Source organism: Paenibacillus lacisoli, assembly GCF_030580655.1.
In the GTDB taxonomy this organism is placed as follows: Bacteria; Bacillota; Bacilli; order Paenibacillales; family Paenibacillaceae; genus Paenibacillus; species Paenibacillus lacisoli.
The window spans coordinates 585,765-609,262 of the sequence record NZ_JAUQTB010000002.1; the positions used below are offsets into that span (position 1 = coordinate 585,765).

Annotated in this window: 24 protein-coding genes and 1 tRNA gene; 6 read left to right on the top strand and 19 right to left on the bottom strand. The window is 47.1% G+C overall.

The window, feature by feature from the left end; genetic code table 11:
* Window positions 1-252: 252 nt before the first annotated feature.
* Both Q5741_RS06595 and Q5741_RS06600 read right to left on the bottom strand, forming a co-directional pair.
* Entirely contained in the window at window positions 253-489 is a 237-nt protein-coding gene (locus Q5741_RS06595; RefSeq protein ID WP_305023256.1) for a hypothetical protein, read from the bottom strand.
* A gap of 62 nt (window positions 490-551) precedes the next feature.
* Complete coding sequence (locus Q5741_RS06600) at window positions 552-1,088, bottom strand: hypothetical protein (protein WP_305023257.1); 537 nt, start codon at window positions 1,086-1,088, stop codon at window positions 552-554.
* A gap of 234 nt (window positions 1,089-1,322) precedes the next feature.
* Here Q5741_RS06600 and Q5741_RS06605 point away from each other — a divergent pair, with 234 nt between their 5' ends.
* From Q5741_RS06605 to Q5741_RS06615, 3 genes are all read left to right on the top strand, one after another.
* A complete protein-coding gene (locus tag Q5741_RS06605; protein WP_305023258.1) occupies window positions 1,323-1,529 on the top strand; it encodes an MPN domain-containing protein in 207 nt (68 codons plus the stop codon).
* Window positions 1,526-1,795, top strand: coding sequence for a JAB domain-containing protein (locus Q5741_RS06610; protein WP_305023259.1), 270 nt, complete (start codon window positions 1,526-1,528; stop codon window positions 1,793-1,795). The genes Q5741_RS06605 and Q5741_RS06610 overlap by 4 nt, the downstream gene beginning before the upstream one ends.
* A 990-nt stretch (window positions 1,796-2,785) precedes the next feature.
* Complete coding sequence (locus tag Q5741_RS06615; RefSeq protein ID WP_305023260.1) at window positions 2,786-3,622, top strand: site-specific integrase; 837 nt, start codon at window positions 2,786-2,788, stop codon at window positions 3,620-3,622.
* A 214-nt stretch (window positions 3,623-3,836) separates the two neighbouring features.
* Here the strand turns inward: Q5741_RS06615 and Q5741_RS06620 are convergent, their stop codons facing one another.
* On the bottom strand, window positions 3,837-4,892 hold the full coding sequence (locus Q5741_RS06620; protein WP_305023261.1) for a hypothetical protein: 1,056 nt from the start codon (window positions 4,890-4,892) through the stop codon (window positions 3,837-3,839).
* A gap of 270 nt (window positions 4,893-5,162) precedes the next feature.
* Here Q5741_RS06620 and Q5741_RS06625 point away from each other — a divergent pair, with 270 nt between their 5' ends.
* Window positions 5,163-5,378 carry a helix-turn-helix domain-containing protein gene (locus Q5741_RS06625; RefSeq protein WP_305023262.1) on the top strand — a complete coding sequence of 72 codons (216 nt, stop codon included), beginning with the start codon at window positions 5,163-5,165 and terminating at the stop codon, window positions 5,376-5,378.
* Window positions 5,379-5,523: 145 nt separating this feature from the next.
* A complete protein-coding gene (locus tag Q5741_RS06630) occupies window positions 5,524-6,711 on the top strand; it encodes a tyrosine-type recombinase/integrase (RefSeq protein ID WP_305023263.1) in 1,188 nt (395 codons plus the stop codon).
* A 184-nt stretch (window positions 6,712-6,895) separates the two neighbouring features.
* On the opposite strand, the gene Q5741_RS06635 is transcribed toward Q5741_RS06630, so the two are convergent.
* Both Q5741_RS06635 and nrdR read right to left on the bottom strand, forming a co-directional pair.
* Window positions 6,896-6,968 (bottom strand) — tRNA-Ala (locus Q5741_RS06635).
* 105 nt (window positions 6,969-7,073) lie between these two features.
* The gene (gene nrdR / locus Q5741_RS06640) at window positions 7,074-7,541 is read right to left on the bottom strand and encodes a transcriptional regulator NrdR (protein WP_305023264.1); all 468 of its coding nucleotides are present in this window, start codon (window positions 7,539-7,541) and stop codon (window positions 7,074-7,076) included.
* A 103-nt stretch (window positions 7,542-7,644) separates the two neighbouring features.
* On the opposite strand from nrdR, the gene Q5741_RS06645 reads away from it, so the two are divergent.
* Complete coding sequence (locus Q5741_RS06645) at window positions 7,645-7,869, top strand: alpha/beta-type small acid-soluble spore protein (RefSeq protein WP_305023265.1); 225 nt, start codon at window positions 7,645-7,647, stop codon at window positions 7,867-7,869.
* A gap of 78 nt (window positions 7,870-7,947) precedes the next feature.
* On the opposite strand, the gene Q5741_RS06650 is transcribed toward Q5741_RS06645, so the two are convergent.
* The 14 genes from Q5741_RS06650 to icd form a co-directional block, all read right to left on the bottom strand.
* Window positions 7,948-8,511, bottom strand: coding sequence for a lytic transglycosylase domain-containing protein (locus Q5741_RS06650; RefSeq protein ID WP_305023266.1), 564 nt, complete (start codon window positions 8,509-8,511; stop codon window positions 7,948-7,950).
* Window positions 8,508-9,104, bottom strand: coding sequence for a dephospho-CoA kinase (gene coaE, locus Q5741_RS06655; protein ID WP_305023267.1), 597 nt, complete (start codon window positions 9,102-9,104; stop codon window positions 8,508-8,510). The genes Q5741_RS06650 and coaE overlap by 4 nt, the downstream gene beginning before the upstream one ends.
* 10 nt (window positions 9,105-9,114) lie before the next feature.
* The gene (locus Q5741_RS06660; RefSeq protein WP_305023268.1) at window positions 9,115-9,834 is read right to left on the bottom strand and encodes an MntP/YtaF family protein; all 720 of its coding nucleotides are present in this window, start codon (window positions 9,832-9,834) and stop codon (window positions 9,115-9,117) included.
* Window positions 9,835-9,938: 104 nt separating this feature from the next.
* The gene (gene mutM, locus Q5741_RS06665; RefSeq protein WP_305023269.1) at window positions 9,939-10,772 is read right to left on the bottom strand and encodes a DNA-formamidopyrimidine glycosylase; all 834 of its coding nucleotides are present in this window, start codon (window positions 10,770-10,772) and stop codon (window positions 9,939-9,941) included.
* Window positions 10,773-10,807: 35 nt separating this feature from the next.
* Entirely contained in the window at window positions 10,808-13,465 is a 2,658-nt protein-coding gene (polA, locus tag Q5741_RS06670) for a DNA polymerase I (RefSeq protein ID WP_305023270.1), read from the bottom strand.
* A gap of 155 nt (window positions 13,466-13,620) precedes the next feature.
* Window positions 13,621-14,280: a phosphate signaling complex protein PhoU gene (gene phoU, locus Q5741_RS06675; RefSeq protein ID WP_305023271.1), complete on the bottom strand. Its 660-nt coding sequence runs from the start codon at window positions 14,278-14,280 to the stop codon at window positions 13,621-13,623.
* A gap of 25 nt (window positions 14,281-14,305) precedes the next feature.
* Window positions 14,306-15,064 (bottom strand): phosphate ABC transporter ATP-binding protein PstB, encoded by a 759-nt coding sequence (gene pstB / locus Q5741_RS06680; protein ID WP_305023272.1) that lies wholly within the window; start codon window positions 15,062-15,064, stop codon window positions 14,306-14,308.
* A 136-nt stretch (window positions 15,065-15,200) separates the two neighbouring features.
* A complete protein-coding gene (locus tag Q5741_RS06685) occupies window positions 15,201-16,445 on the bottom strand; it encodes a methyl-accepting chemotaxis protein (RefSeq protein ID WP_305023273.1) in 1,245 nt (414 codons plus the stop codon).
* Between the two features lie 131 nt (window positions 16,446-16,576).
* Window positions 16,577-17,308, bottom strand: coding sequence for a response regulator transcription factor (locus tag Q5741_RS06690; RefSeq protein ID WP_305023274.1), 732 nt, complete (start codon window positions 17,306-17,308; stop codon window positions 16,577-16,579).
* Between the two features lie 112 nt (window positions 17,309-17,420).
* Window positions 17,421-19,223: a two-component system histidine kinase PnpS gene (pnpS, locus tag Q5741_RS06695; protein WP_305023275.1), complete on the bottom strand. Its 1,803-nt coding sequence runs from the start codon at window positions 19,221-19,223 to the stop codon at window positions 17,421-17,423.
* A 206-nt stretch (window positions 19,224-19,429) separates the two neighbouring features.
* Window positions 19,430-20,299 carry an SDR family oxidoreductase gene (locus Q5741_RS06700; RefSeq protein WP_305023276.1) on the bottom strand — a complete coding sequence of 290 codons (870 nt, stop codon included), beginning with the start codon at window positions 20,297-20,299 and terminating at the stop codon, window positions 19,430-19,432.
* A gap of 302 nt (window positions 20,300-20,601) precedes the next feature.
* Complete coding sequence (locus Q5741_RS06705) at window positions 20,602-21,030, bottom strand: hypothetical protein (protein ID WP_305023277.1); 429 nt, start codon at window positions 21,028-21,030, stop codon at window positions 20,602-20,604.
* A gap of 127 nt (window positions 21,031-21,157) precedes the next feature.
* Complete coding sequence (gene mdh / locus Q5741_RS06710; protein ID WP_305023278.1) at window positions 21,158-22,099, bottom strand: malate dehydrogenase; 942 nt, start codon at window positions 22,097-22,099, stop codon at window positions 21,158-21,160.
* A 13-nt stretch (window positions 22,100-22,112) separates the two neighbouring features.
* Window positions 22,113-23,408 (bottom strand): NADP-dependent isocitrate dehydrogenase, encoded by a 1,296-nt coding sequence (icd, locus tag Q5741_RS06715; protein WP_305023279.1) that lies wholly within the window; start codon window positions 23,406-23,408, stop codon window positions 22,113-22,115.
* Between the last annotated feature and the right edge of the window lie 90 nt (window positions 23,409-23,498).

A 23,498-nucleotide genomic window follows, 5' to 3' on the forward strand; every position in this document is an offset into this window, starting at 1 on the left:
ATAATAAGGGGATTCATGTAATCCTTTTTTTAATTCGTATGATGCCGAAATCAAGGGCGAGCAAGGCGAGTTCATCTCGACCCTTGATTTCTTTTCAAGCCCCAAATCCTTCGAATTGGTGGTCTAAGTATAGACCACCTGCTTCCGGCGAGGATGGGTGTGGGGCAAAGCCCCAGTACATGTCTTTATTTCTTAATTGACCTTTCAACGAAAAAGAGACTCATTTCTCGAGCACTCTTTTTTTGCATTTTTTTATTTATTAACATAATAAATGCAGTAATCAAAAATGGATGTTACTTGACTAGCCCCTTTAACCGCAAATGCTTGTTGAGCACTCGCAATCATTTTTTCTTTTTGAATACGAAGTTCATTTCGACTACTAAACTTTTTGGTTGGTTGCAATCTTTCATAAATTTCTCCAACGTTTGGATATTGATTTCCTTCAAGTGGGTGAACGAAATAAGCAGGCTTAAATACATGCTCTATCATGCTGTGTAGGAGAGCGACAGGCTTGCCATGTTGTTTGTCATCTAAAGAGTCCCATATATGAGTTAATTCTTTTCGGTGCAAATAAAGTCGCGCATCCAGAATTCTTCGTAGAAATCATAGAAGCACCAAATCAGGTTATGTATGTACGGTTGTTCTTTAATTTGATTTATTTCATCCAGCCTACTTTTCCAGCGTTCCTCATTATTCTCATGCTTGTAACGTCCCTCTTCTTTATCATAATAGAACCAGAAAAAACGGGGCTTAGATGAGTCAATTGTCGCCTTTGTATACCGCGTGTCTTGTGGATTAACCTCCAGTTTCCCGTATTCCTGAACGATTTCTAGTAAACCGCCGCCATGGTCTTTGACACGATAATCACAATATTTAGCTCCATAACCTAATGGGAGCATTCGCGCATCTCGATATACCGGAAAAACAACATAATCTTGTTCTAAAAACTCTTTACCATATTCAGGTCTTATATCCGATTCCTCTAAATAAAGCTTCTTCCGAAAATTACTATCTTTTGAAAGCTCACGTTCTTTTATATTGAGGATTGGACATTTTAAGGACTCCAAGTCCTTCACAAACTGATACATAATTAATCACCTTCTTTTCATAATCAGCATTGTAAATTAAAAAAAAACGCTGTCAACAAAAAGAATTGACAAGCTTAATTTAGCCACTATAATATCCTCAGATTTAAGCTTAATTTATCCAGCAGAAATGTTCGGATAAGCTTCGTCCGTTTTATAGCGAGGAAGTGCGCCACGAATATTATATTTGTGGGATTTATCTAAGATAATCAAAAATTTGAAAAGGAGACTTGTCCCATGCAGCCGATGAAAAAAATTCCGAGAGAAGCACGCATGAAAAGATTGAACGTCATCTCTTTGCGTGTGGTGAGGGAACGCACCTTGCCGTATCAAACAAATAGTATCCAAAAGCCTCAAGATGCGTTCGAGTTGGCAAAAGCATTCATTGGAGAAGAGGATCGCGAGCATTGTATCCTCATTTGTTTGGATACGAAAACAAGGTGACAGCTATTCAAACGATTGCCATCGGCAGCTTGAATGCAGCTATTGTCCATCCTCGTGAGGTGTATAAAGCAGCTATTCTTTCAAATAGCGCCAGCATTCTTTTCTGCCATAACCATCCCAGTGGAGATGTAACTGCTTCATCCGAGGACTTGGAGATAAGCCAACGCATAAAAAAAGCCGGAGAGCTTATCGGCATTGAATTGCTTGATTCTGTTATTGTTTCTTCATCTCATTATTATAGTATGAAGGAGCACGAACTTATTTAGTAAAACCTTCTTTATAAAGGGAACTGTCGAGGTTCCTTCTTGCTTGAACATATATTTTGGTCACCACGCCACGTTAGCCTTCGAATGTGAAGGCATTGTAACTATGGGAGGACGTTTCCTCTTGCTTTAGGGAGACATGTTCAGGCAGATCGACAGCGTGTAGCACTAATGAGGCTAGATGTTTTTTTTCGTTGGATAAGGCTGTCTCAGGGTAATGTCGTGAAACGACAGAACCATTATATCCCCCTTTATCTGACGTTGAAGAATCGTCGCTGCAAGCGATGATTTTCATAAGGCAGGTAGAGGGGGAGTTTGTATTTATACTTTTTGGAAAAGTACTGTATATAAGGTTTCACAGAGATATGAAATATTTCATCTGGTCGGCGTTTAATTATTGATAAAGGAAAAGATTTGTGGGATTTATTGTTTTGAATCGCTTTAAGCATCTGGCTTCGAATTTTGGATGAATAAAGTTTGTCAAAAAAATTTTTTTTCGTAGACCAAACTGCCATTTATTTTATCACTGCAAGAAACTCCAATGCTATGCACAGATAAGCCGATTTCAAAAACTACTCTCTCTATTTCCCCTACAACAGAATATATTGTGTATACTATCACCCGAAGGAGGTGATAGTATTATAGATTTACAGAACAGTTCATACTTAAACTCAGTTAAATTAAATAGAACATCAAAAATTAGTAACAAACAACGAAAAATCGACCATTTGACTAAAAAAGAACGGAAAGAACTTATAAGATTGCACGCTGATATGGATAACGTGCTGATCGCTAATTCCAAGGTGACGCGATATTCAGAGGGAAAGAGTACGAAAAAAGATGCCAAGAAAGGGAACCAAGGGAAACTTGGGGTCGACGGCATTTGGTCCTCGCTTACGTTCACACGTTATAAAAAAAGTTGTCGCACCTTTCTTTAAATATTGCTACGAAAACTTCGACAAGGTACATTCTCTCCGAGACATTAAGCCAAGGATGGTGGGAAGTTTTGTTCAATCGTTACTGGACAAAGGGCGTTCAGCGAAAACCATATCAGCCTATGTCAGTGCCATTAACAAGCTTGCCGAATCATCCGTAAAAGCCGGTATTAAAGGTCATGCTAAGCTAGTAAATGACAAACATCGTAGCATGATTCCTATTGCTCGTAAAGCGGAACGTCGACGTGGGAGTATAGGAGGCGTAGGATACACCCTCCGTGAAGCTCAGATTATTGCAAGACAAGCTGCCAAGCATTACAGTCTATATGAAGAGACTCTGGTTGACGTTTTGTTGTACGCAGGTCCTCGTATTTCCGAGGTGCTTAAAATTAGCTTTGAACAAGTGGATTTTGATAAGCAGTGCATTTATCTTAACAAAAAAAATCAGAACAAAAATAATCGTCCTCGTGTGCTCCCGCTCCCTCCCTTTGTTATAGAAAAGCTCAAAGTCCTCGAGCCATTTATCCCTAATAAACACACCAATATCTGGGGTCATAAAATGACGGAGAAACAAATAAGAGCCCTGGTAAAGCATTGTGCTGCACTTGGGAAAGTAAAATACTGCGGTGTACATGATTTCAGAAAATCATGTTTAATCTGGCATACCCGAAAAATCAAGAACTGGAGTAAAGAGCAGCTCACCGCTGCTATCATGCAATTTGTAAGCACAGACACGAGGCTTAACCCTGATAGATTACAGGATGGGATAGAACTGCCCAAATATAGCCCAGAACAATTATTGCAACGGCAAAAACGTTGGCTAATGAATCAATATTTGACTCAGTTGCTAGGTCACTCACGCAATGATGCAACCGCACCTTATAAACGTACTTGAACGTCTCTTTAACTCTAAAATTTAGATCTTTAGATTCCTACAATGACATATAAAGTAGAGTTTCGTCGTCTTCTCCTGTGGCAGTAATATCCAGCCAAATTTTGTTGTACAAAATTATACGTAGTTTTGTCGGTTACTGTACAGGAATGTACGTAGTTTCGTTGATGTAAAAAACAACATGGAAGCAACAAGAGGGTTGCTTCCATGTTGTTTTTTAGTTTTCTGCAAGATTAAATAAGCTTTCGATAAATGAATACCAATGATTATCACATTTGATATGCGGTGAAACATAAATTAAAAAAGGATTTACAATGTAGTATGGTCTTGTTCCAGTATCCCAAACCCCCAAAGCCTTTACACGTTTTAACACATACAAACATGCGTTTAACTCCATCTTTTGCTTTCCCGACAATTTATTTGACTTGGCTTTTGAGTACAAATTCCACATCTGATAAACTTTCAAAAATTTGAACCTTCTGCTTTTAAAGGTTGAATTCAACACTTCAAGAACAGTCTCATCCGACTTTACAATAACGTCTCCTGGAGAATTATTGAGGAGGAAATAGGATTTATAATCTGTCTTTATTAAAATTGCTCCTAGTAAAGCAATAGGATGAAATGAAGTAAGTTGTTTGGAATACTCTCGTTCTTCCTTGTTATATGGGTGATTAATAATACGTGCTCTTTCTCTGTCAGCCTTGTCTATAATGTCTTTAAGTTTTACCAGAACAATCTTTTTGGTAAATGGGGCTTTTTTGTTTTTGGCTCCTCTTAGAAATACTTCTTTCTCAAATCGATAGGCATTTCCAGTTAAACCTTCTGGTTTCTTTCTTCCCCAAATCCCATCCAGAACAAACTGTTTAATGTATTTTGTTGCAGTGCTTCTGGATACTCCCCACAGCTGGGCTAACGTCGTATCATTCAATGGAATACCGTTCATTTTAATCAATTTGTCGGAATTGGTGTCTTTGTCACTATTATAGTTCATATAAGGCAAGGTTCTGAATAAGCACTCCAACATTTCTGGTGAATATTTCCCTACGACCTTATTCTCGTAGGCAGGCATGGTTTGTGTAAATGGTTCTGTTCTTCTGCCTTTTTCCCGATAAGCTTGCACTTTCAAATATCTTCTACGAGCTTGAATTTCTTTAGCGCTTTCGACGTTGATAACTGTATCGTCATCAGTAGGTATCTTAGCGTACTCCTGATTCTCTCCCGTTATCGGATTCGTTTCGGTTTCATAAGTAATTCGCCACTTCGTTAATTTCACGACAAATAACCTCCTTATAATTGGAGGGAGATATCATCCTTATAGTATCATTTTGCCATCGTTTTTGAATCTTCCCTTAAATAAATGCAATTCACTTGACATTTTTAGCATAAAAAATTTGAAATAGCAAGGTAGTTACATGTACAAAAAAATATATTTTTCCAAGCTCAAACTCTCTTGCGGTTTGCTTCTTTTTTTTGCTAAAGTAATCAGACTCAGCTCAAAAACATAATTGAGCAAATTTACCAGCAGAAAAAGGGGAATACGATTATGACAAAAAAAACAGAGACATATATAAACAAAGAAGATTTGCCTAAAGCCATGACAGTAAAAGATGTTGCAAATTTCCTACGCATTGGCAGAGTACAAGCATATCAACAACTGAAACGAAACGAGTTTCACTATGTGAAAATTGGTAATAGCTATCGGATTTGCAGAGATTCATTCCTGCGCTGGTTTGAGGGAGAGGATTACTCAACAGCATAAATCAGTTGACACGATTAAAAATTACGCTATTATTTATCAAATTTTCTATCTCGTTGTTTGTACAGCGAGCTAATCTTTTACTTCTCAAAGAAAAGCCGAACAATCATTGTTCGAATAATTATTACGGAGGGAGAGTAATTTCAACATGGCACGAACTAAAAAATACCCAGGCGTATACGAACGCAAGGATACCAAAACGAAAACATATTACTTTATAATTTCAACGAACGACCCCAAAACAAATAAAAGAAAACAGGTTAAATCTAAAAGTTATTCAAACCCCGAAGAAGCCTATAAGGATTTAATTGATACGAAAAACAAACAAATGAAAGGAAAATATATTAAACCCACAAAGATTACGTTGAAAGAATGGATTGAAAAGTGGCTTAGCGATAAAGAAATTCGCCTGAAGAAGAAGACACTTGAATCTTACAAAAATCGAGCTAGGCACATAATCGAAGAAATCGGACATATTGAGCTTTTTAATCTAACAAAAGATGATGTTACAGACTTTTACAAGACGCTCAAAAAGAAGAATAAAGTGATTTTCAATGGTAAAGAAAAAGTCACTACTAATACTAAATTATCTAGCCGAACTGTCCATGATACGCATAAAGTGTTAAAGATGGCATTGATTCAAGCCTACCGAGATGAGAGAATTCCGCGCGATATTGCTTCTAAAATCGAATCTCCCAAGGCAAAACAAGCTAACCACAAAATTCTAAAACCAGATGAAGTTAACTTATTCCTAAGCACTGCTAAAGGCGACCCGACTTATTGTGCAATTTATCTCGGCATATTCTGCGGCTTGAGGCAGGCAGAAACGCTTGGACTAACTTGGGATAATGTTGACTTGGATAATCAAGTCATCTACATTGTTCGGACACTTGACCATGAGGATGACGATTGCGCAATAAGTGACGGAACGAAAACAAATGCCGGAAATCGCCCAGTGGAAATTGATGAAGAAATTGTTGAAGTCCTTAGAGCCCAAAAGCGGCGCATTAAAAAAGACAAAGAAATTTCCGGTACTCTTTATCAAGACATGAATTTGGTCTGTCCAAGCAATATTGGAACGCCAATGAATCCGAGTAATCTAAGGCGCAGCTTATATCGAATCATAGATAAAGCTGGAGTAACACGGGTTACATATCATGAACTTCGCCACAGTCATGCAAGTTTAAGTGTCAAATCAGGAGCAGATATTAAATCCTTGTCATTCCGATTAGGTCACAGCTCGACACGAGTAACGTTGGATATTTATTCTCATTTGTTACCCGGTATGCAAAGAGCATTACTGAAGAAATTCAGAGACGAAATAACCGATAAATAATTTAGAACAGGCTTCCATGCTTGTTCTTTTTTTATTATCCCTTTGTTATATTTTTCGTTTTCAAGAGTATTATTTTTCTTATGTTACCGGATTGTTACCAGATAGCTAATTTCGATTTATACTCGCATTCTTAAAAAACAAGAAAACGCTTGAAATCTCAAGCGTTACAAGGTTTATTTACGTATGGAGCCTAGGGGGATCGAACCCCTGACCTCATCGCTGCCAGCGATGCGCTCTCCCAGCTGAGCTAAGGCCCCGTATGCAGTTGTCTGTTTATTCCGACTTGATTAATATACCATAAACGTCAGCAAGTTGGCAAGCTTTTTTTAAAAAAAGCTAATTATACAAAAACCCGACCAACGTTATTCGTCGGCCGGATTTTTGGACAGCAGCGTCTTCAGCTCTTTCATGAACATATTGATATCCTTGAACTGACGGTAGACCGATGCGAAGCGGACATAGGCCACTTCATCCACCGGATACAGCTGTTCCATCACCAGCTCTCCGATCTCCTGGCTTTCGACCTCGGCAGCAGCAGTATTGCGCAGCGAATTCTCCACCTCAGAGACGATCATCTCCAGCTGCTCTACCGACACCGGACGCTTCTCGCAAGCACGAATAAGACCACGGAGCGTCTTGTCCCGGCTGAACTCTTCACGGCTTCCATCCTTCTTAATGACCATTAGCGGCGTAACTTCCACCATCTCAAAGGTCGTAAAACGTCGGCTGCACTTCTCGCATTCTCTGCGGCGGCGAATAGAACGGTTCTCGTTCGCAGGCCTGGAGTCCAGCACTTTGGTCCCGTTATAACTGCAGTACGGGCATCTCAAGCAGCATCACTTCCTTTTTCCATAAAATACCCTTATTTTTTGTGATGAAAATGGAGTCTAGGTGACATAATACTTTTACCAACAAGCGAGGAGGTGAACAGCAATGGCACAAGGTAGCAGCGGAAATTCCAACAACCTGGTGGTTAGCCGTGCATCAGGCGCTCTGGAGCAAATGAAATATGAAGTTGCTCAAGAACTGGGAATCAGCATTCCTCAAGACGGATACCAAGGTAACATGACTTCCTACGAGAACGGTTCGATCGGGGGTTTCATCACGAAACGCCTGGTAACGATCGCTGAGCAACAACTGGCTGGTCAATACCGTTAATCTTCGTATCATAAAGATGTCGGGCAGGCTCACAAGCTTGTCCGGCATTTTTATATTTTGAGCCCTGCACATCCATTCTTAAAACTCGTCGTAAATATCTCTATACTGATTATAATAATAAATCACACGCTGTACATAGTGACGCGTCTCACCAATCGGAATGTTCTTGACCGTTCCGGACTGTCCGTCCCATATCCCCCGCTTGATCCAGCCGTCCACGTTGCCAGGCCCCGCATTATAGGCCGCGATTACCGCAGTCTGATTTCCTCCGAACTGCTTGCTCAGCTTCCGCAAATACCATGTCCCCAGCTCAATGTTCATTTCCGGTTCATGCTTGATGTTATCCAGCGGAACTCTCGGCAGCTTGGCACTCTCCATGATCCATTCAGCCGTATCCGGCATCAGCTGCATCAAGCCGAGTGCGCCGCGCCGGGATTCCTTGCTGACCTTATAATTCGTCTCCACCCGGATAATCGATGCGACCAGGAAAGGATCCACCTCGTATTTCTCGGCCGATTGACGAATTTCTTCTTTATAATGAATGGGATAAAACCATGACATCCAGTTGGTACTCAAGAACAGCAGCAGTACGATAGCAACAAACACGGGAAGCAGAATTCTTTTTTTGCGGAGCACCTTCATGAACGTACCTTCCGCTTCCAGAACGCCTCCAGCTGCCGCTGTGTCAAATCTAAATCTCTGCTGTTATCAATGATGATGTCTGCCCTGCTTTTCTTCTGTTCAATATCCATCTGAGCATTCAATCTGGCCTGTGCCTGTTCTTCTGTAATCTGATCCCGGTTCATGAGGCGCTGCAGCTGCAGCTCCCGGGGAACATAGACCAGCAGCACTTCTTCAAACTGGGATTCCAGCCCGGACTCATACAAGAGCGGAATATCAACCACAACCAGCTTCTGGGGGTGGTCAACCTCATAACGAGCCATCCGGTCCCACATCTCCTGCCGAATGGCCGGATGCGTTAATCCGTTAAGAACCTCTCTGGCGCCGGGATCCTGAAACACAATTTCTCCCAGCTTCTTGCGGTTCAGTGTACCATCTTCCAACAGGACAGCTTGTCCAAAATGCTGTACCACCTGCTGAAGTACCGGGTGGCCCGGAAGCATAACTTCGCGGGCGATGACGTCGGCATCAATCAGCAGCGCTCCCATACGGACAAGGAGGGACGATACGGTGCTCTTCCCCGTCGCGATCCCTCCGGTTAACCCGATATTCATTGTATTCACCTCATAACAGCTTCATTATTCCCATGATAATTAACAGTAATGCTGGCACAACCCCGAACATTCGCATGGACCGCAGTGCCGAGAACCGGAAACCGGTCTTCATCCCCATGACGAGGAACACGCCGCCGAACAGGGTAATGCAGAGCGAGGTTAACACCGGCGAGTAACCCAGCATAGCCGCTCCAAGTCCTGCGCCAAAGGCATCGAGAGACAACGCAATGCCCAGCCACATCGCTTCCATCGCCGAGATGCTGCCGGAATCATCCATATCTGCCGCTGAAGGGCTGCGCAGGATTTGGATCACAATTCCCCATTTACGGATTTCCAGCGAATACACCTGACGCGGTTCCATCTCCTGCACCTGTTCGCGGGCACCCTTTCCATCTGATTCCATCAGCTGGACTTCCGCCGCACTGTCATTTCTTGCAGATTCACTTTCATGATGACCCTGCCGCAGCAGCGGCTGAATCAGGGACCAGCAGCCAATGCCGATCAGAATAAATGCGCCTATCCAGGACGTATACTCCGGTGATATGAAGCGGGTCATAAGTTTGCCCACCTGCATGGATATACCGATCACAAGGCCTGAGCATAATGAAATGATAATGATCGACATCAGCGGTATTTTCAGCTTACGAAGCCCATATGTAACTCCTACGCCAAAACTGTCAAGACTCAGCGCAAAAGCCAATACCAGCAAGGATACCCAATGAAACGACATCTCCCAGTCCCTCCCCGAACCTCACCCAGATCTGGGCTTGGTACATCTGTTGTTCCCTATAATGTATGTTCAGGGAAGACTGAGGTGCCTATTTCACCATGTTGTCAATGATCCGAGGGCTGGCAGACCCGGCAATAGTGTGTGCCTCTTCCTCCAACCACGCTTTTCTCGATCATGCTGCCGCATACCACACAAGGCTCACCCTTGCGGCCGTAAATCTTCAGCTGATGCTGGAACATGCCCATTTCTCCCTGGCCGTTCACATAGGATTTGATGGAAGATCCGCCGACGGCAACCGATTCCTGGAGTGTATCCACAATGGCCCGGTGCAGGCGCACAAACTGTTCTTCGGTCAGCGTCTTGGCGACCTGTTCCGGATGGATCCCAGCCCGAAACAAGGACTCATCCACATAAATATTCCCGATCCCCACTACATATGCCTGGTTCAGCAGGGCTGCTTTCACGCTCGTATTGCGTGTTCCGATGGCCGTCCGCAGCACTTCAGGGGTGAAAGCTTCGTCCAGCGGCTCCACACCGAGCTTCATCAGTGGAGGCAGTGTGAATTCTTCGCCGGGTGCGAAGAGATGCATTGTGCCAAATTGGCGTACATCCTTATATCTTAACTCAGTTCCATCGGTAAAATGAAAAATAACATGGGTATGCTTCTCCACAGGCTCATCCTGCTTGTACAGTCCATAGCGGCCCTCCATCCGCAGATGGGAGACGAGAACAAGCCCATCCAGCAGGATCCGTAGAAACTTGCCCCGGCGCTCCACGGACTGCACCGTATGTCCTGCAAGCGCCAGCGCGAACGCATGAATATCATCCGGGCGCTGAATAATCCGCGGCAGCCTTACGGTTACGGAATCAATGGTTTTTCCAACAATCAGTTGATTTAATGTTCGTCTGACGGTCTCTACTTCCGGCAATTCCGGCATCGTCTGTCACCTCTCTCGTTGTTCCGGAATGAGTCTTATTTCGCTTCGTACCAGTTGCTGCCGTAGCTGACCTCCGCTTTCAGCGGAACAGACAGCTGCAGCGCGGCCTCCATCGTCGCAGGCACCAGTTTCTTCATCGTTTCCAGCTCATCCTCCGGTACTTCAAATACAAGTTCGTCATGTACCTGCAGCAGCATTCGGCTGCGCAGGTTATGGGTCCGCAGCGCTTCATCCATCTGGACCATGGCCAGCTTGATAATATCGGCAGCCGTGCCCTGAATCGGCGTATTCATCGCGGTACGCTCGGCAAAAGAGCGCAGGTTAAAGTTGCTGGCATTGATCTCAGGCAAGTAGCGGCGGCGCTCCAGCAGTGTGGTAACATATCCGTCCCGCTTGGCCTCCTGGACGATATCATCCATATATTTGCGAACCCCTTGGAATACCTCAAAGTATTGATCAATAAACTTCGCAGCTTCCTTGCGGGTAATGTTCAGATTCTGGGACAAGCCGTAATCACTGATTCCGTAGACGATGCCGAAGTTAACCGCCTTTGCAGAACGGCGCATATCCGAATCCACCGCCTCTGCGGGCACACCGAACACGTCGGAGGCCGTTTTCGTATGAATGTCCATGTCATGGACGAAAGCTTCTTTCAAACGGGCATCGTCCGAAATATGAGCGAGCACGCGCAGTTCAATCTGCGAGTAGTCGGCCGCCAGAATGGACCAGCCCTCTTCGGAAGGGACAAACACCTTACGAATCTTGCGCCCTTCTTCCAGCCGGATCGGAATATTCTGCAGGTTCGGGAACTGGCTGCTCAGACGTCCTGTAGCGGCAATGGTCTGGCGGAAATACGTATGCACCTTGCCGGTCTGCGCGGAAATTTCCTTCAGCAGGCCCTCTACATACGTCGACTGCAGCTTCGCGAGCTGACGGTACTGCAGGATATGCTGGACGATCTCATGATAAGGAGCCAGCTTCTCCAGTACCTCTGCATCAGTGGAGTACCCGGTCTTCGTCTTTTTGATCACCGGCAGGCCCAGCTTATCGAACAGAATCTCACCCAGCTGCTTCGTAGAATTGATATTAAACTCCGTACCGGCGATGCTGTAGATCTCCAATACCAGCTTGCTGATCTGCTGTTCAAATTCCTGGCCCAGCGCCTTCAAATCGTCCGTATTCACTTTGATGCCCTGCTTCTCCATATCTGCAAGAATTCGCGAGAGCGGCATCTCCAGCTCATGGAACAGCTTCTGCATCTCGTTACGCTCCAGCTCTTCCTCCTGGGCGGGAATCAGTGCCGCAATTACCTGTGCCTTGCGGGCGAGATGGGCCGCAAGCACATCCTCTGCAGGAAGCTTATATTTTGCGCCTTTGCCAAAGATCTCCTCATCCGGCTGAATAGAGGGCAGCTGGTATTTGGCAGCCAGCGCCGTCAGCGTCTGATTGCTGTCGGTAGGGTCCAGCAGATAGCCAGCCAGTTGAACGTCAAAAGCAGCGCCCTGGAAGGCGATACCGTGCCAATGCAGAGCCAGATCAACACGATGCAGATCATAACCGCGCTTGACCGCTTCATGATTGCCCAGCCAATCTTTCAGCGGAGAAGCAGCCTTCTCCTGCAGCAGCTCGAATGGAACATAATATTGAGTATCTCCGACCGTTAGTGCCATACCGATAACAGAAGCCCGATGTGGGTTCTCTCCATAGGTCTCTACATGAAGTGCCTCCACCTTCGGCATGAGCTCCTCGAGCTCTGCCAACATCTCCGCCTTAATGATCACTACGTTAATTTCGGCTTCCGCTGCAGCCGGAACTGCTCCGCTGCCCCCGCCCGCCGAGAAGGACAGCCGCTCCAGCAGTGACTTAAATTCCAGCTTTGCCAGTGCCGGTCCAGCCGTCTCTTCTTTTAAGCCTGACCAGGCGATACTCTCCCAAGTCTTGTCCAGCGGTACCTCCCGGTAGATGGTTGCCAGTTTTTTGCTCATCCGCGCATCTTCGGCATGGGTTTCAATCTTTTCCTTCATTTTGCCTTTAAGTTCACCGGTATTGTCCAGAACGTCTTCCACAGAACCAAATTGATGCAGCAGCTTCAGCGCCGTCTTCTCGCCTACACCCGGGATACCCGGGATATTATCGGATGCATCGCCCATTAGGCCCTTCAAATCAATAATCTGAAGCGGAGTCAGTCCATATTTTTCCTGAATATGTGCCGGATCATACAGCTCAATCTCGGTAACTCCTTTACGCGTGAGCCCCACTTGAACCTGTTCGGAAGCCAGCTGCAGCATGTCCTTATCCCCGGTGATGACCAGCACCTTCCTCGACTCTTCATCCGCCATACGCGTCAAGGTGCCGATGATATCATCCGCTTCGTAACCCTCGAGCTCAAACTGTGCGATTCCGAGACCGGTGAGAAGCTCCTTCAGCAGCGGAAACTGTTCGGACAGCTCAGGCGGTGTCTTTTGGCGTCCCCCCTTATACTCCTGATAACCTTCGTGCCGGAAGGTGATCTTGCCCGCGTCAAATGCGACCATCACATGGGTCGGCTTGTGTTCCTCCAGCAGTCTGAGCAGCATCGTTGTAAATCCGTATACCGCATTGGTATGAAGCCCGCTTGAATTCGTCAGGGGCGGCATTGCAAAAAAAGCTCTATATATAATACTGTTACCGTCGATTAACATGAGTTTGTCCATTCAGCATCTCACCCGTTTCACATCAAAATGATATCTCCTCTTATCTTAACATAGACCTGTCCATGATAAAAAAAACTTCTTATTATAATGTCCTAAAACAAATAGCAGACCCCTCTTCAGGAGTCTGCCATTGTTCGTAGTCCCATTCAATTGATTTATTGATTCAAATCCGGCCGTTTGCCTGTCACCAGGTATACGGTGCTCTCGCCGATATTCGTCGCATGGTCCCCAATTCGCTCAATATAACGGCCGACAAGAGTCAGCAGCATGGCCTGTGATGCTTTGGCCGGATTCTCCACCATAAAAGAGTACAGATCACTGATCATACGGCTGTACAGGGAGTCAACCTTGTCGTCATCCTGAGCCATCTTGAACGCCAGATCTGTGTTCTCGTCCAGATAGGACGTAATAGACTCCTCAATCATCGTCTTGACAATATCCGCCATCTGCGGAATGTCCACCAGCGGTTTAATCAGCGTCTGACCTTCCATACGCAGTGTGACTTTGGCAATGTCGACAGCGAGATCGCCCATCCGTTCCAGATCACTGGAAATTTTAAATGCTACAATAATTCTTCTTAAATCCTTGGCAACCGGCTGCTGAGTGATGATCAGGCGCGAACCCATGTCCATAATCTTCTCTTCCATGGCATTCAGTTCGGCATCCTTTTTCACGACCTCCTGGGATAACTCCGCATCCTTGTTCTGCAGAGACGTAATGGCCTGATCCATTGAGGTTCCTACATGCTCTCCCATTTCGCGCAGCAGCGCCCTCAGCTCATTCAGTTCCTGGTCAAATTCTTTTCTGCGTATCATGGTCTGCCTTCCTCCTTATGCTTGTTCAGCCAAACCGGCCTGAAATATAATCTTCCGTACGGGAATCCTGAGGTGTGGAGAACAGCTCTTCTGTATCCGCGGCTTCCACCACAATTCCATTCAGGAAAAATACCGTCCGGCCGGATACTCTGGCCGCCTGATGCATGTTATGCGTGACCATGACAATCGTATACCTGTCGCGAAGATCCTGAACCAGCTCCTCGATTTTCTGTGTTGAGATTGGATCCAAGGCTGACGTTGCTTCGTCCATCAGCAGAATGTCCGGCTGAACCGCCAAGGCTCTGGCAATACAGAGCCGCTGCTGCTGGCCTCCAGAGAGGCTGAGCGCTGATTTCTTCAAATAGTCCTTCACTTCATCCCATAATGCGGACTGGCGCAGGCTTTGCTCCACCAAATGATCCAGCTCGTCCTTCCGGCGTACACCATGCAGACGCGGACCGTAAGCTACATTATCATAAATGGACTTCGGAAAAGGGTTCGGCTGCTGAAACACCATACCCACCTGCTTGCGCAGGGTTTCTACATCGAGGTGCTCTCCGTATATATCTGAACCGCCGATTTCTACTTTCCCTTCGATTCGGGTACCCGAAATCATGTCGTTCATCCGGTTCAACGTTCTGAGCAGTGTGGACTTGCCGCATCCGGAAGGGCCGATGAAAGCCGTGACTGTCTTCTCCGGCAGATCCATCGATATATCTTTTAACGCGTGAAAAGACTCGTAATATAAGTTCAGGTGTTCAATGTGAATGATACTATCGTTCATGTAGTCTTCTACCCCTTTGTATGCAAGACTTCCAAGTCAGCGGCACAGCAAGTGACGCTATGCTAGATTGTAACTTTTTTATGTAAATTCCATGCACGCCATGTGTAAACGCAATGTAAAAAGAAAAGCCGGTTTCTCAGGAAACCAGCTCTTGCAGTACTTGTTCTTCGATGGAATACACCTTTACCTGACGCCCGATCTCATTCTCTTCAATAATAGGATCGTGAATCTCTTTCAGCATGGAGGCCAGTTCGGCAGCAGCCTGATGCGCAGCTGATTCAGCTTCGGCCGCCGTCGAGGCCGTCTGCCTGCCCCGCTCTTCCACATCCAGCACAGCGCTGAGCAGCTCCGCAAAAGTCCCGGTTCCTTCTTCCAGCTCTTGTGAGCTTTGCCCGATCGTATTCACGCTGGCAGAGCTGAGCTCCACGGTATGCCCGATATGTTCTCCAATCTGTTCCAGGAGACCGGATATGCTCACCGAAAATTCCTTCGTCTGTCCGGCCAAACTGCGGACTTCTCCGGCAACAATCTGAAATCCCCTTCCATGTTCGCCGGCATGTGCAGCCTCGATTGAGGCATTAATTGCCAGAAGTGCGCTCTGATCAGCCAGCTCCTTGATCCGGACCGTCGTCTCTGAGACGGAACGTACATACTCCTCGAGCAGCTCCACATGTTGATGCTGATCATGAAGCAGCTTCATAGCCTGCTCGAAAGCATCCAGCAGCTGCTTCAGCTTGTCCCTGCCTGTCACCGCCAGCTCACCCATGCGCTGCGCGGTTCCGGCCGCTGAATCTGTATCCCGGGTCACTTCGGCAGCCGATTGGCGGATGGATTTCAGATGCTCATAGCTGTGCCGGATCGCAAGATGGCGCTCTTGTTCAGCATACTGCTGGATATGCAGTGACATCTGCATGAGTTCCCGGATTGTAACGACTCCATACAGCTGACCTTGATCCAGGACAATCACAGCATCATAGAACCGCTTGTCCTCCCTCTGCAGAGCAGCATCAATCATTCGGGAGGGATCATCTGCAGCATCCACAATGAGCGGCGTCATATCGGCGAACAGGGCCGCCTTCTTTTCATAGAACAAGTCAGCTGCAAATCGTCCGGCGAAATGCCGGTAGTATGTATCTTTCATGATCAGCCCATATCTGTTCTCACTCGCCTGATGAATCACAACACAAGGAATATCCCCTTCACTGCGGAACAAATTCAGCAGTTCCCTGCAGGTCAGCTCCTGTTCAAGGCAGGGTATCTTTGTGCAATAAGATACGATCTGAATCTCTTCAGGTCCGGTTTCAGGCACCGTCGATGTTTCTGCTTCTGTTGATTGTTCCACTGAAGTTTGCTTCTTTAGCTCCGGTTTGCTGCTGCTCACAGTTTCCATTCCCCTTTACACGATAAGTTTACATGTGATGGAATAAGCATTTCGACCTATTCATCCTACTACAGACAGGCATAATGAATCTGCAGAAATATGTAAAATCTCATCAAAAAACTCCCTATCATTTATACTAAATGATGGGAGCCTTTTTTCTTGTTGACGACCAGCTTGTACCCTACCCCGCGGATAGAATCAATATGCACCGAGTCCGGATCGAGCTCCAGCTTTTTGCGCAGAGAGCTGACATGCACATCTACAGTACGCTGCCCTCCGATATAATCAAATCCCCAAACTGCATTCATCAGATCATCTCGGGTCAGGACGACCCCTGGTTTGCGTGCCAGGTAGAGCAGCACTTCAAATTCTTTGGGGCGCAGATTAATTTGATGGCCACCCAGTATCACTTCGTATTTCTCCGGATAAATCTCAAGCTCACCCAGAATGATCTTGTTTCCGTCTTCTGCAGGAACGGGAACAGTCTCCTCCCCGCCTGATGTGCGGCGCAGGACTGCATCCACCCGGGCCAGCAGTTCGGATACGCCGAACGGTTTCGTTATATAGTCGTCTGCACCGGATTTGAGTCCCTGTACAACTTCTTCTTCTCCATTCTTCGCTGTCAAAATGATCGTTGGTGTCGTAATCCCCTGACTTCTCAGCTTACCGAGAATCTCCAGTCCGTTCATGCCTGGCAGCATCAAATCCAGCAGAATCAGGTCAAAACTCTGTGAAATAGCACGGTCGTAACCGGCTCCTCCATGGTCCTCTGCCGTTACTTCATACCCTTCCTGCGTGAGATTGTACGTAAGAAGTCTCGCCAATGTCGGTTCATCTTCGATTACGAGCAGTCGTTGTACCATTTGAATCCCCTCTCCTGTTCCACATGGCATTGTAAACGCTACAGCCATAGATTACTATATCATCCCAATGTTAACGGTGTGTAAATACTTATAATTTATCAGCATTTTACTATTAATATTCTTGCTCTTGAATGACCGGCAGCTCAATCGTAAAGGTTGTACCGATTCCCAGTTCACTCTCTACCGAAAGTGTTCCATGATGGAGTTCCACCAGATGCTTGACGATGGACAGTCCCAATCCGGTACCGCCTGAGTTGCGTGAACGGCCCTTGTCCACCCGGTAAAAGCGCTCAAATATGCGCGGAAGATCTTTCTTAGGAATACCGATGCCCGTATCACTTACTGCAAAGACGATCTTCTCTTCTTCATTCTCCCGCTGCAGTGTATACGCCTGCACACGGACCCGCCCTCCCTCCTGGGTGTAGCTAATCCCATTAGACAGGAGGTTGATGAAGATCTGCCTCAGCTTGTCTTCATCGCCTTCGATGAACAGCTCGTCCGGCACCATCATTTCCAGGCTGATCTGCTTCTTCTCAGCCACCTTCTCCAGCGTTTCGCACAGCATCTCGAAGAACGACGAGAGATGCACTGGCGAACAATCTAATGGAGCGCGTTTGGATTCAATCTTGGAGAGCTCCAGAATATCGCCGATTAGGCGGTTCAGTCGGTCGCTTTCATCATAAATGATTTTGAGAAATGAACGCTCTGTTTCCTTATCATCCACACCGCCTCCAAGCAAGGTTTCCGCAAATCCCTTGACTGCTGCAATCGGTGTCTTCAGTTCATGGGACACATTGGCCACAAATTCACTGCGCATGGATTCCAGCCGGCGAATAGCCGTAACATCCTGCAGCAGGAAAAGCATTCCCCGGTACCTGCCGTCACTCTCGAACATCGGTACGCCATCCAGACGCAGCAGACGTTCCTCCGGCTGATAGACTTTGACCTCTTCATGGATGTGCTCACGGCTGCGGATACTCTCTTCCACTCTTTTAGTCAACTCGTAATGCCGTTTAAGCTCATGGTAGGGCTTGCCTGTAACACGCTGACTGCTGATGCTCAGCATACGCTCCGTTTCACGGTTGACCAACCCGATACACTCCTGCGCATCAATCATCAGAATCCCGCCCGTCATATTGGCCATGACGCTTTCCAGGAGATCCTCATTCTCCCGAATGGTCTTCATCTGTCCCTGCAGACTGTCTGCCATACCGTTAATGGCGTGTCCCAGCTGTCCCACTTCATCAGAACGCTGAAACTCAACCCGGGCATCATAATCCAGCTTCGAGATCCGGTTAGCTACCTTCGTAATATGCTCAAGCGGCAGCGTCATTCCGCGTGCAATACGGTAGCTGATCAGGGATGCGATGACGAAGAGCAGCAGCAGTCCGACGAACATGGCAAGCCAGCCGCGCTCTACTCCTGCCTGAACAGCATCCAGACTCATGGACAATCGGACATAACCGTCAAATCCTTCAACATGCACAGGGAGAGCAACATACAGCATATTGGTACCCAAAGTCGCACTGTGGCGTATTGACCTTCCGATTCCTTCAGCAGCCGCTGAACGTATTTCTTCCCGGTCAGCATGATTATCCATATGGCTCTGATCACTTTCCGAATCACCGATTACGTCACCATTCTTCAGGATAAACGTTACCCGTGAGTCAATCTGGGCAGCGATCTCGCGAGCTTTGGATGAATAATAGGCGTCGACAGTGCGTGAATCAGGCTCCGAAGCGGGCTGGAAATGAAACGTATTCTCCAGCAGCTTGATTTCCCGGGCCATATTTTCCTCCAGGGCATCAATGTGAGATTCCTTGTACAAATACCCCATGATCATCGCTGCTGCCAGCACAGACAGGCCGATCAGCAGCAGCATGGTGGCGGTTAAACGGACACGAAAAGGCTTCATCAATCTCTTCCTTCGTAATTTACTGGGTTCATTGGTACATTAAGTCTATAACCGAAGCATACGACACCCTGCAGCAGGATTCAAGACATATCCCTACTCCTGTCGTTATCCGAGATCTTTCAGGGCATGTCAAAAAGCCGTACATCCCCCATTGCTGGGGAGATGTACGGCTTTAACTTGTACTGTGACAAGACGGTTCACCTAACTTAACCGTTTACGACTTCGCCGCCGTTAATATGGATAACCTGACCCGATACGTAGGAGGAGTCTTCGCTTGCCAGGTAAACATAGGCAGGCGCAAGCTCTTCCGGCTGACCCGGACGTTTCATCGGCTGAGTTGCCCCAAACTCACTGACCTTCTTCTCATCAAATGTAGATGGAATCAGCGGTGTCCAGATCGGACCCGGCGCAACCGCGTTCACGCGGATCCCTTTCTCAGCCAGGTTCATGGACAGCGAACGCGTGAACGCAGTGATGGCCCCCTTGGTCGATGAGTAATCCAGCAGTTGCGGGCTGCCTCTATAAGCAGTGATAGATGTCGTATTAATAATCGTGCTGCCCTTCTGAAGGAGCGGCAGTGCTGCCTTGGTCAGGAAGAACATACCGAAAATATTCGTCCGGAATGTACGCTCCAGCTGCTCCTCGGTAATATCTTCAATGCTTTCCTGCGGATGCTGCTCAGCTGCGTTATTTACAACAATATCCAGCTTCCCGAGGTTCTCGGCCGTCTGGCGGACCGCATCTTTAGCAAAGGATTCCTGACCGATATCACCGGGGATCAGGATACATTTGCGGCCTTCCTGCTCAACCTGACGCTGGGTCTCCTTTGCATCCTCATGTTCATTCAGGTATACAATGGCAACGTCTGCACCCTCTTTGGCGAAAGTGACGGCCACGGCGCGGCCAATCCCGCTGTCGCCTCCTGTAATGAGAGCAACCTTGCCCAGCAGCTTGCCTGCTGCTTTGTAGACCGGTGATTCAAACTCTGGCAGCGGATTCATCTGGGACTCAATACCCGGCTGCTTGTCCTGCTGTTGTGGTGGTAATGTCTGCTTGCTTTCTCCATTTGAAGACATGATTCATTTCTCCTTTCAGGGATCATGGGTCATCGTCCATTCCTTGGTTAGGATGGCTTCAGCAAGGCGCAATTAACCCCGCATTTTGCATCAGTTTCCAAACTTGATGTCTGCCGAGACAAAATACTTACCAATCAGCTGTTAAGGCTGTGCGCCTTCTCGATAAGTTCATTACCACAATTCAGGACCATCCAAACGATAATCCCGAAAAGCAGGGCATTGAATCTCTCCGCTCGTCAAGTACAGCAAAAAAGCCGCAGTCCCAGAAGGAACCGCCGCTTCTCTGCATCGAAATATGAAACTTAAATAATGTGCCGGTACACCATGAAAAACAGAATTAAAAGCAGGCAGATTGCGAGCAGACTGCTCATACCGCGAAGGCGGCCTACCTCAGCTGCTGCACTGCCGCTGCGAATTGCAGTGATAGCTGTGCGCAGAGGCTTACCCATCATGCCGCCAATAGCCGCAATCGCCAGAAACAGAATAAACACGACGATCATCCAGGCTACCGAATAATTTCCTTCACTGATCAGATAGCCGCCCGTCAGCAGCTGGATCACCAGCCCGATTTGAGCATAGCGATTCAAAGTGCCGATCGCAGACAAAGTTCCTTCCTTTGCACCGTTAGACAAACTTCCGATTTTGCCTACCACGAAAGGTACTACCAAATAGAATCCCATTGCTACCGCACCAATGATATGAAGAAATAACACAAGTCTTGCCACGTCCATGGTTGTCAGCGCCTCCTTATTCCAGGTTATGTACAAGTCTATTATAGTCAGCAGCAGCTAGAATTAAAAGGAATCCCGGGCCTAAGCCCGGGATTCTTTTTAATTTCTCGTATGAATAGATCAATAATTACACATTAACGACCTTGGTCACATGACGGACAGATTCTGCAGACTTGTCGAGAGCCGCTTTTTCCTCTGCCGTCAGTTCCAGTTCGAATATCTTCTCAATTCCATCGCCGCCCAGCAGCGCCGGTACGCCGAGGAACAGGTCGTCATAGCCGTACTCGCCTTCCAGATAGGCGATCACCGGAATGATACGTTTCTTATCCTTCAGGATCGCCTCCGTCATCTGAACCAGAGATGCAGCCGGAGCATAATAAGCGCTGCCATTGCCAAGCAGGTTGACGATTTCGCCGCCGCCGACCCGTGTACGTTGAACAATGGATTCAATACGCTCGGCCGGGATCAAGGTTTCAATCGGAATGCCTCCCACACTGGAATAGCGCACAAGCGGTACCATATCGTCACCATGTCCACCCAGCACGAAGCCGCGAACATCCTCCACCGATACATTCAGCTCTTCTGCAATGAATGCACAGTAACGGGCCGTATCCAGCACACCGGATTGACCGATGACACGATTTTTAGGAAAACCGAGACTCTGGAATGCCGCGTACGTCATAGCATCCACCGGGTTGGAGAGAATGATTACGATGGAATCCGGACAATACCGGACGATATTCTCGCATACGGACTTTACGATCCCCGCATTCGTATTCACCAGATCATCCCGGCTCATTCCCGGTTTGCGGGCAATGCCTGCGGTAATGATCACGATGTCTGAACCTGCTGCCTCTTCATAGTTCGATGTACCGATAATTTTGCTGTCAAAGCCTTGTACCGGACTTGCCTCGAACATGTCGAGCGCCTTCCCCTTGGTCGGGTTCTCCAGCTGCGGAATATCAAGCAAAACGACGTCACCAAGCTCTTTTTGCGCCAGCATCAGGGCCGTTGTAGCACCGGTAAAACCGGCACCCACGACGGTAATTTTTCTGCGTTTGATCGTCACGATAGTCCTCCTTTTACAGGTTGCGGATGATTTCGTCAGCAAACTCAGAGCACTTCACTTGGGTAGCGCCTTCCATCAGACGAGCAAAGTCGTAGGTTACCGTTTTGTTGTTGATCGACGTCTCCATGCCTTTGTAGATCAGGTCAGCCGCTTCCTGCCAGCCCAGGTGCTCCAGCAGCATTACGCCGGACAGGATCACAGATCCCGGGTTAACAACGTCCTTGTCTGCATACTTAGGAGCTGTACCGTGTGTTGCCTCGAAGATCGCATGACCCGTTACATAGTTGATATTTGCACCAGGTGCAATACCGATACCGCCAACCTGTGCAGCCAGGGCATCAGACAGGTAGTCACCGTTCAGGTTCAGTGTAGCGATCACATCAAACTCAGCCGGACGCGTCAGAACCTGCTGCAGAGCGATGTCCGCAATCGCATCCTTGATGATGATTTTGCCAGCATCTTCCGCCGCTTTTTGAGCCGCGTTTGCAGCATCTGTGCCTTCTTTTTCTTTGATAACATCGTATTGTGCCCACGTGAACACTTTGTCGCCGAATTCCTGTTCAGCCACTTCGTAACCCCAGTTTTTGAACGCGCCTTCCGTGAACTTCATGATGTTGCCTTTGTGTACCAGGGTAACGCTCTTACGTTCATGCTTGATCGCATACTCCACGGCTGCGCGTACCAGACGCTTGGATCCTTCGGAGGATACTGGCTTGATACCGATACCCGAAGTTTCAGGGAAACGGATTTTGTTTGCACCCATTTCATCTTGAAGGAATTTGATTACTTTCTTAACCGCTTCGGAACCTTCCTGGTATTCAATACCAGCGTAGATATCTTCCGTATTCTCACGGAAAATAACCATGTCCACGAGATCCGGACGTTTAACCGGGGATGGCACGCCGTCAAAATAACGCACAGGACGCAGGCAGACGTACAGGTCCAGCTCTTGACGCAGAGCCACGTTCAAGGAACGGATCCCGCCGCCGATAGGTGTTGTCAGTGGTCCTTTAATGGCTACGATATACTCACGGATGGCTTCCAGTGTATCGTTCGGCAGCCACTCTCCATATGTATCGAAAGCTTTTTCACCGGCAAATACTTCATACCAGGCAATCTTCTTGGAACCGCCGTAAGCTTTTTCTACTGCTGCATCCAGCACACGCTTGGAAGCTTTCCAGATATCACGGCCGGTACCGTCGCCTTCAATAAAAGGAATTACCGGATGGTCAGGCACCTGCAGTTTGCCGTTGTCGATTGTAATTTTGTCGCCCTCTGTAGGTAGTGCATATTTTTCCAATTTGAACATAATGATTGTTTCCTCCTCGTCAAAATATGATTCGTCCTGCCAAGCTCTCTTCTTGCCGGGGAGTCACTGATCCTATATCAGGCTCCCCCT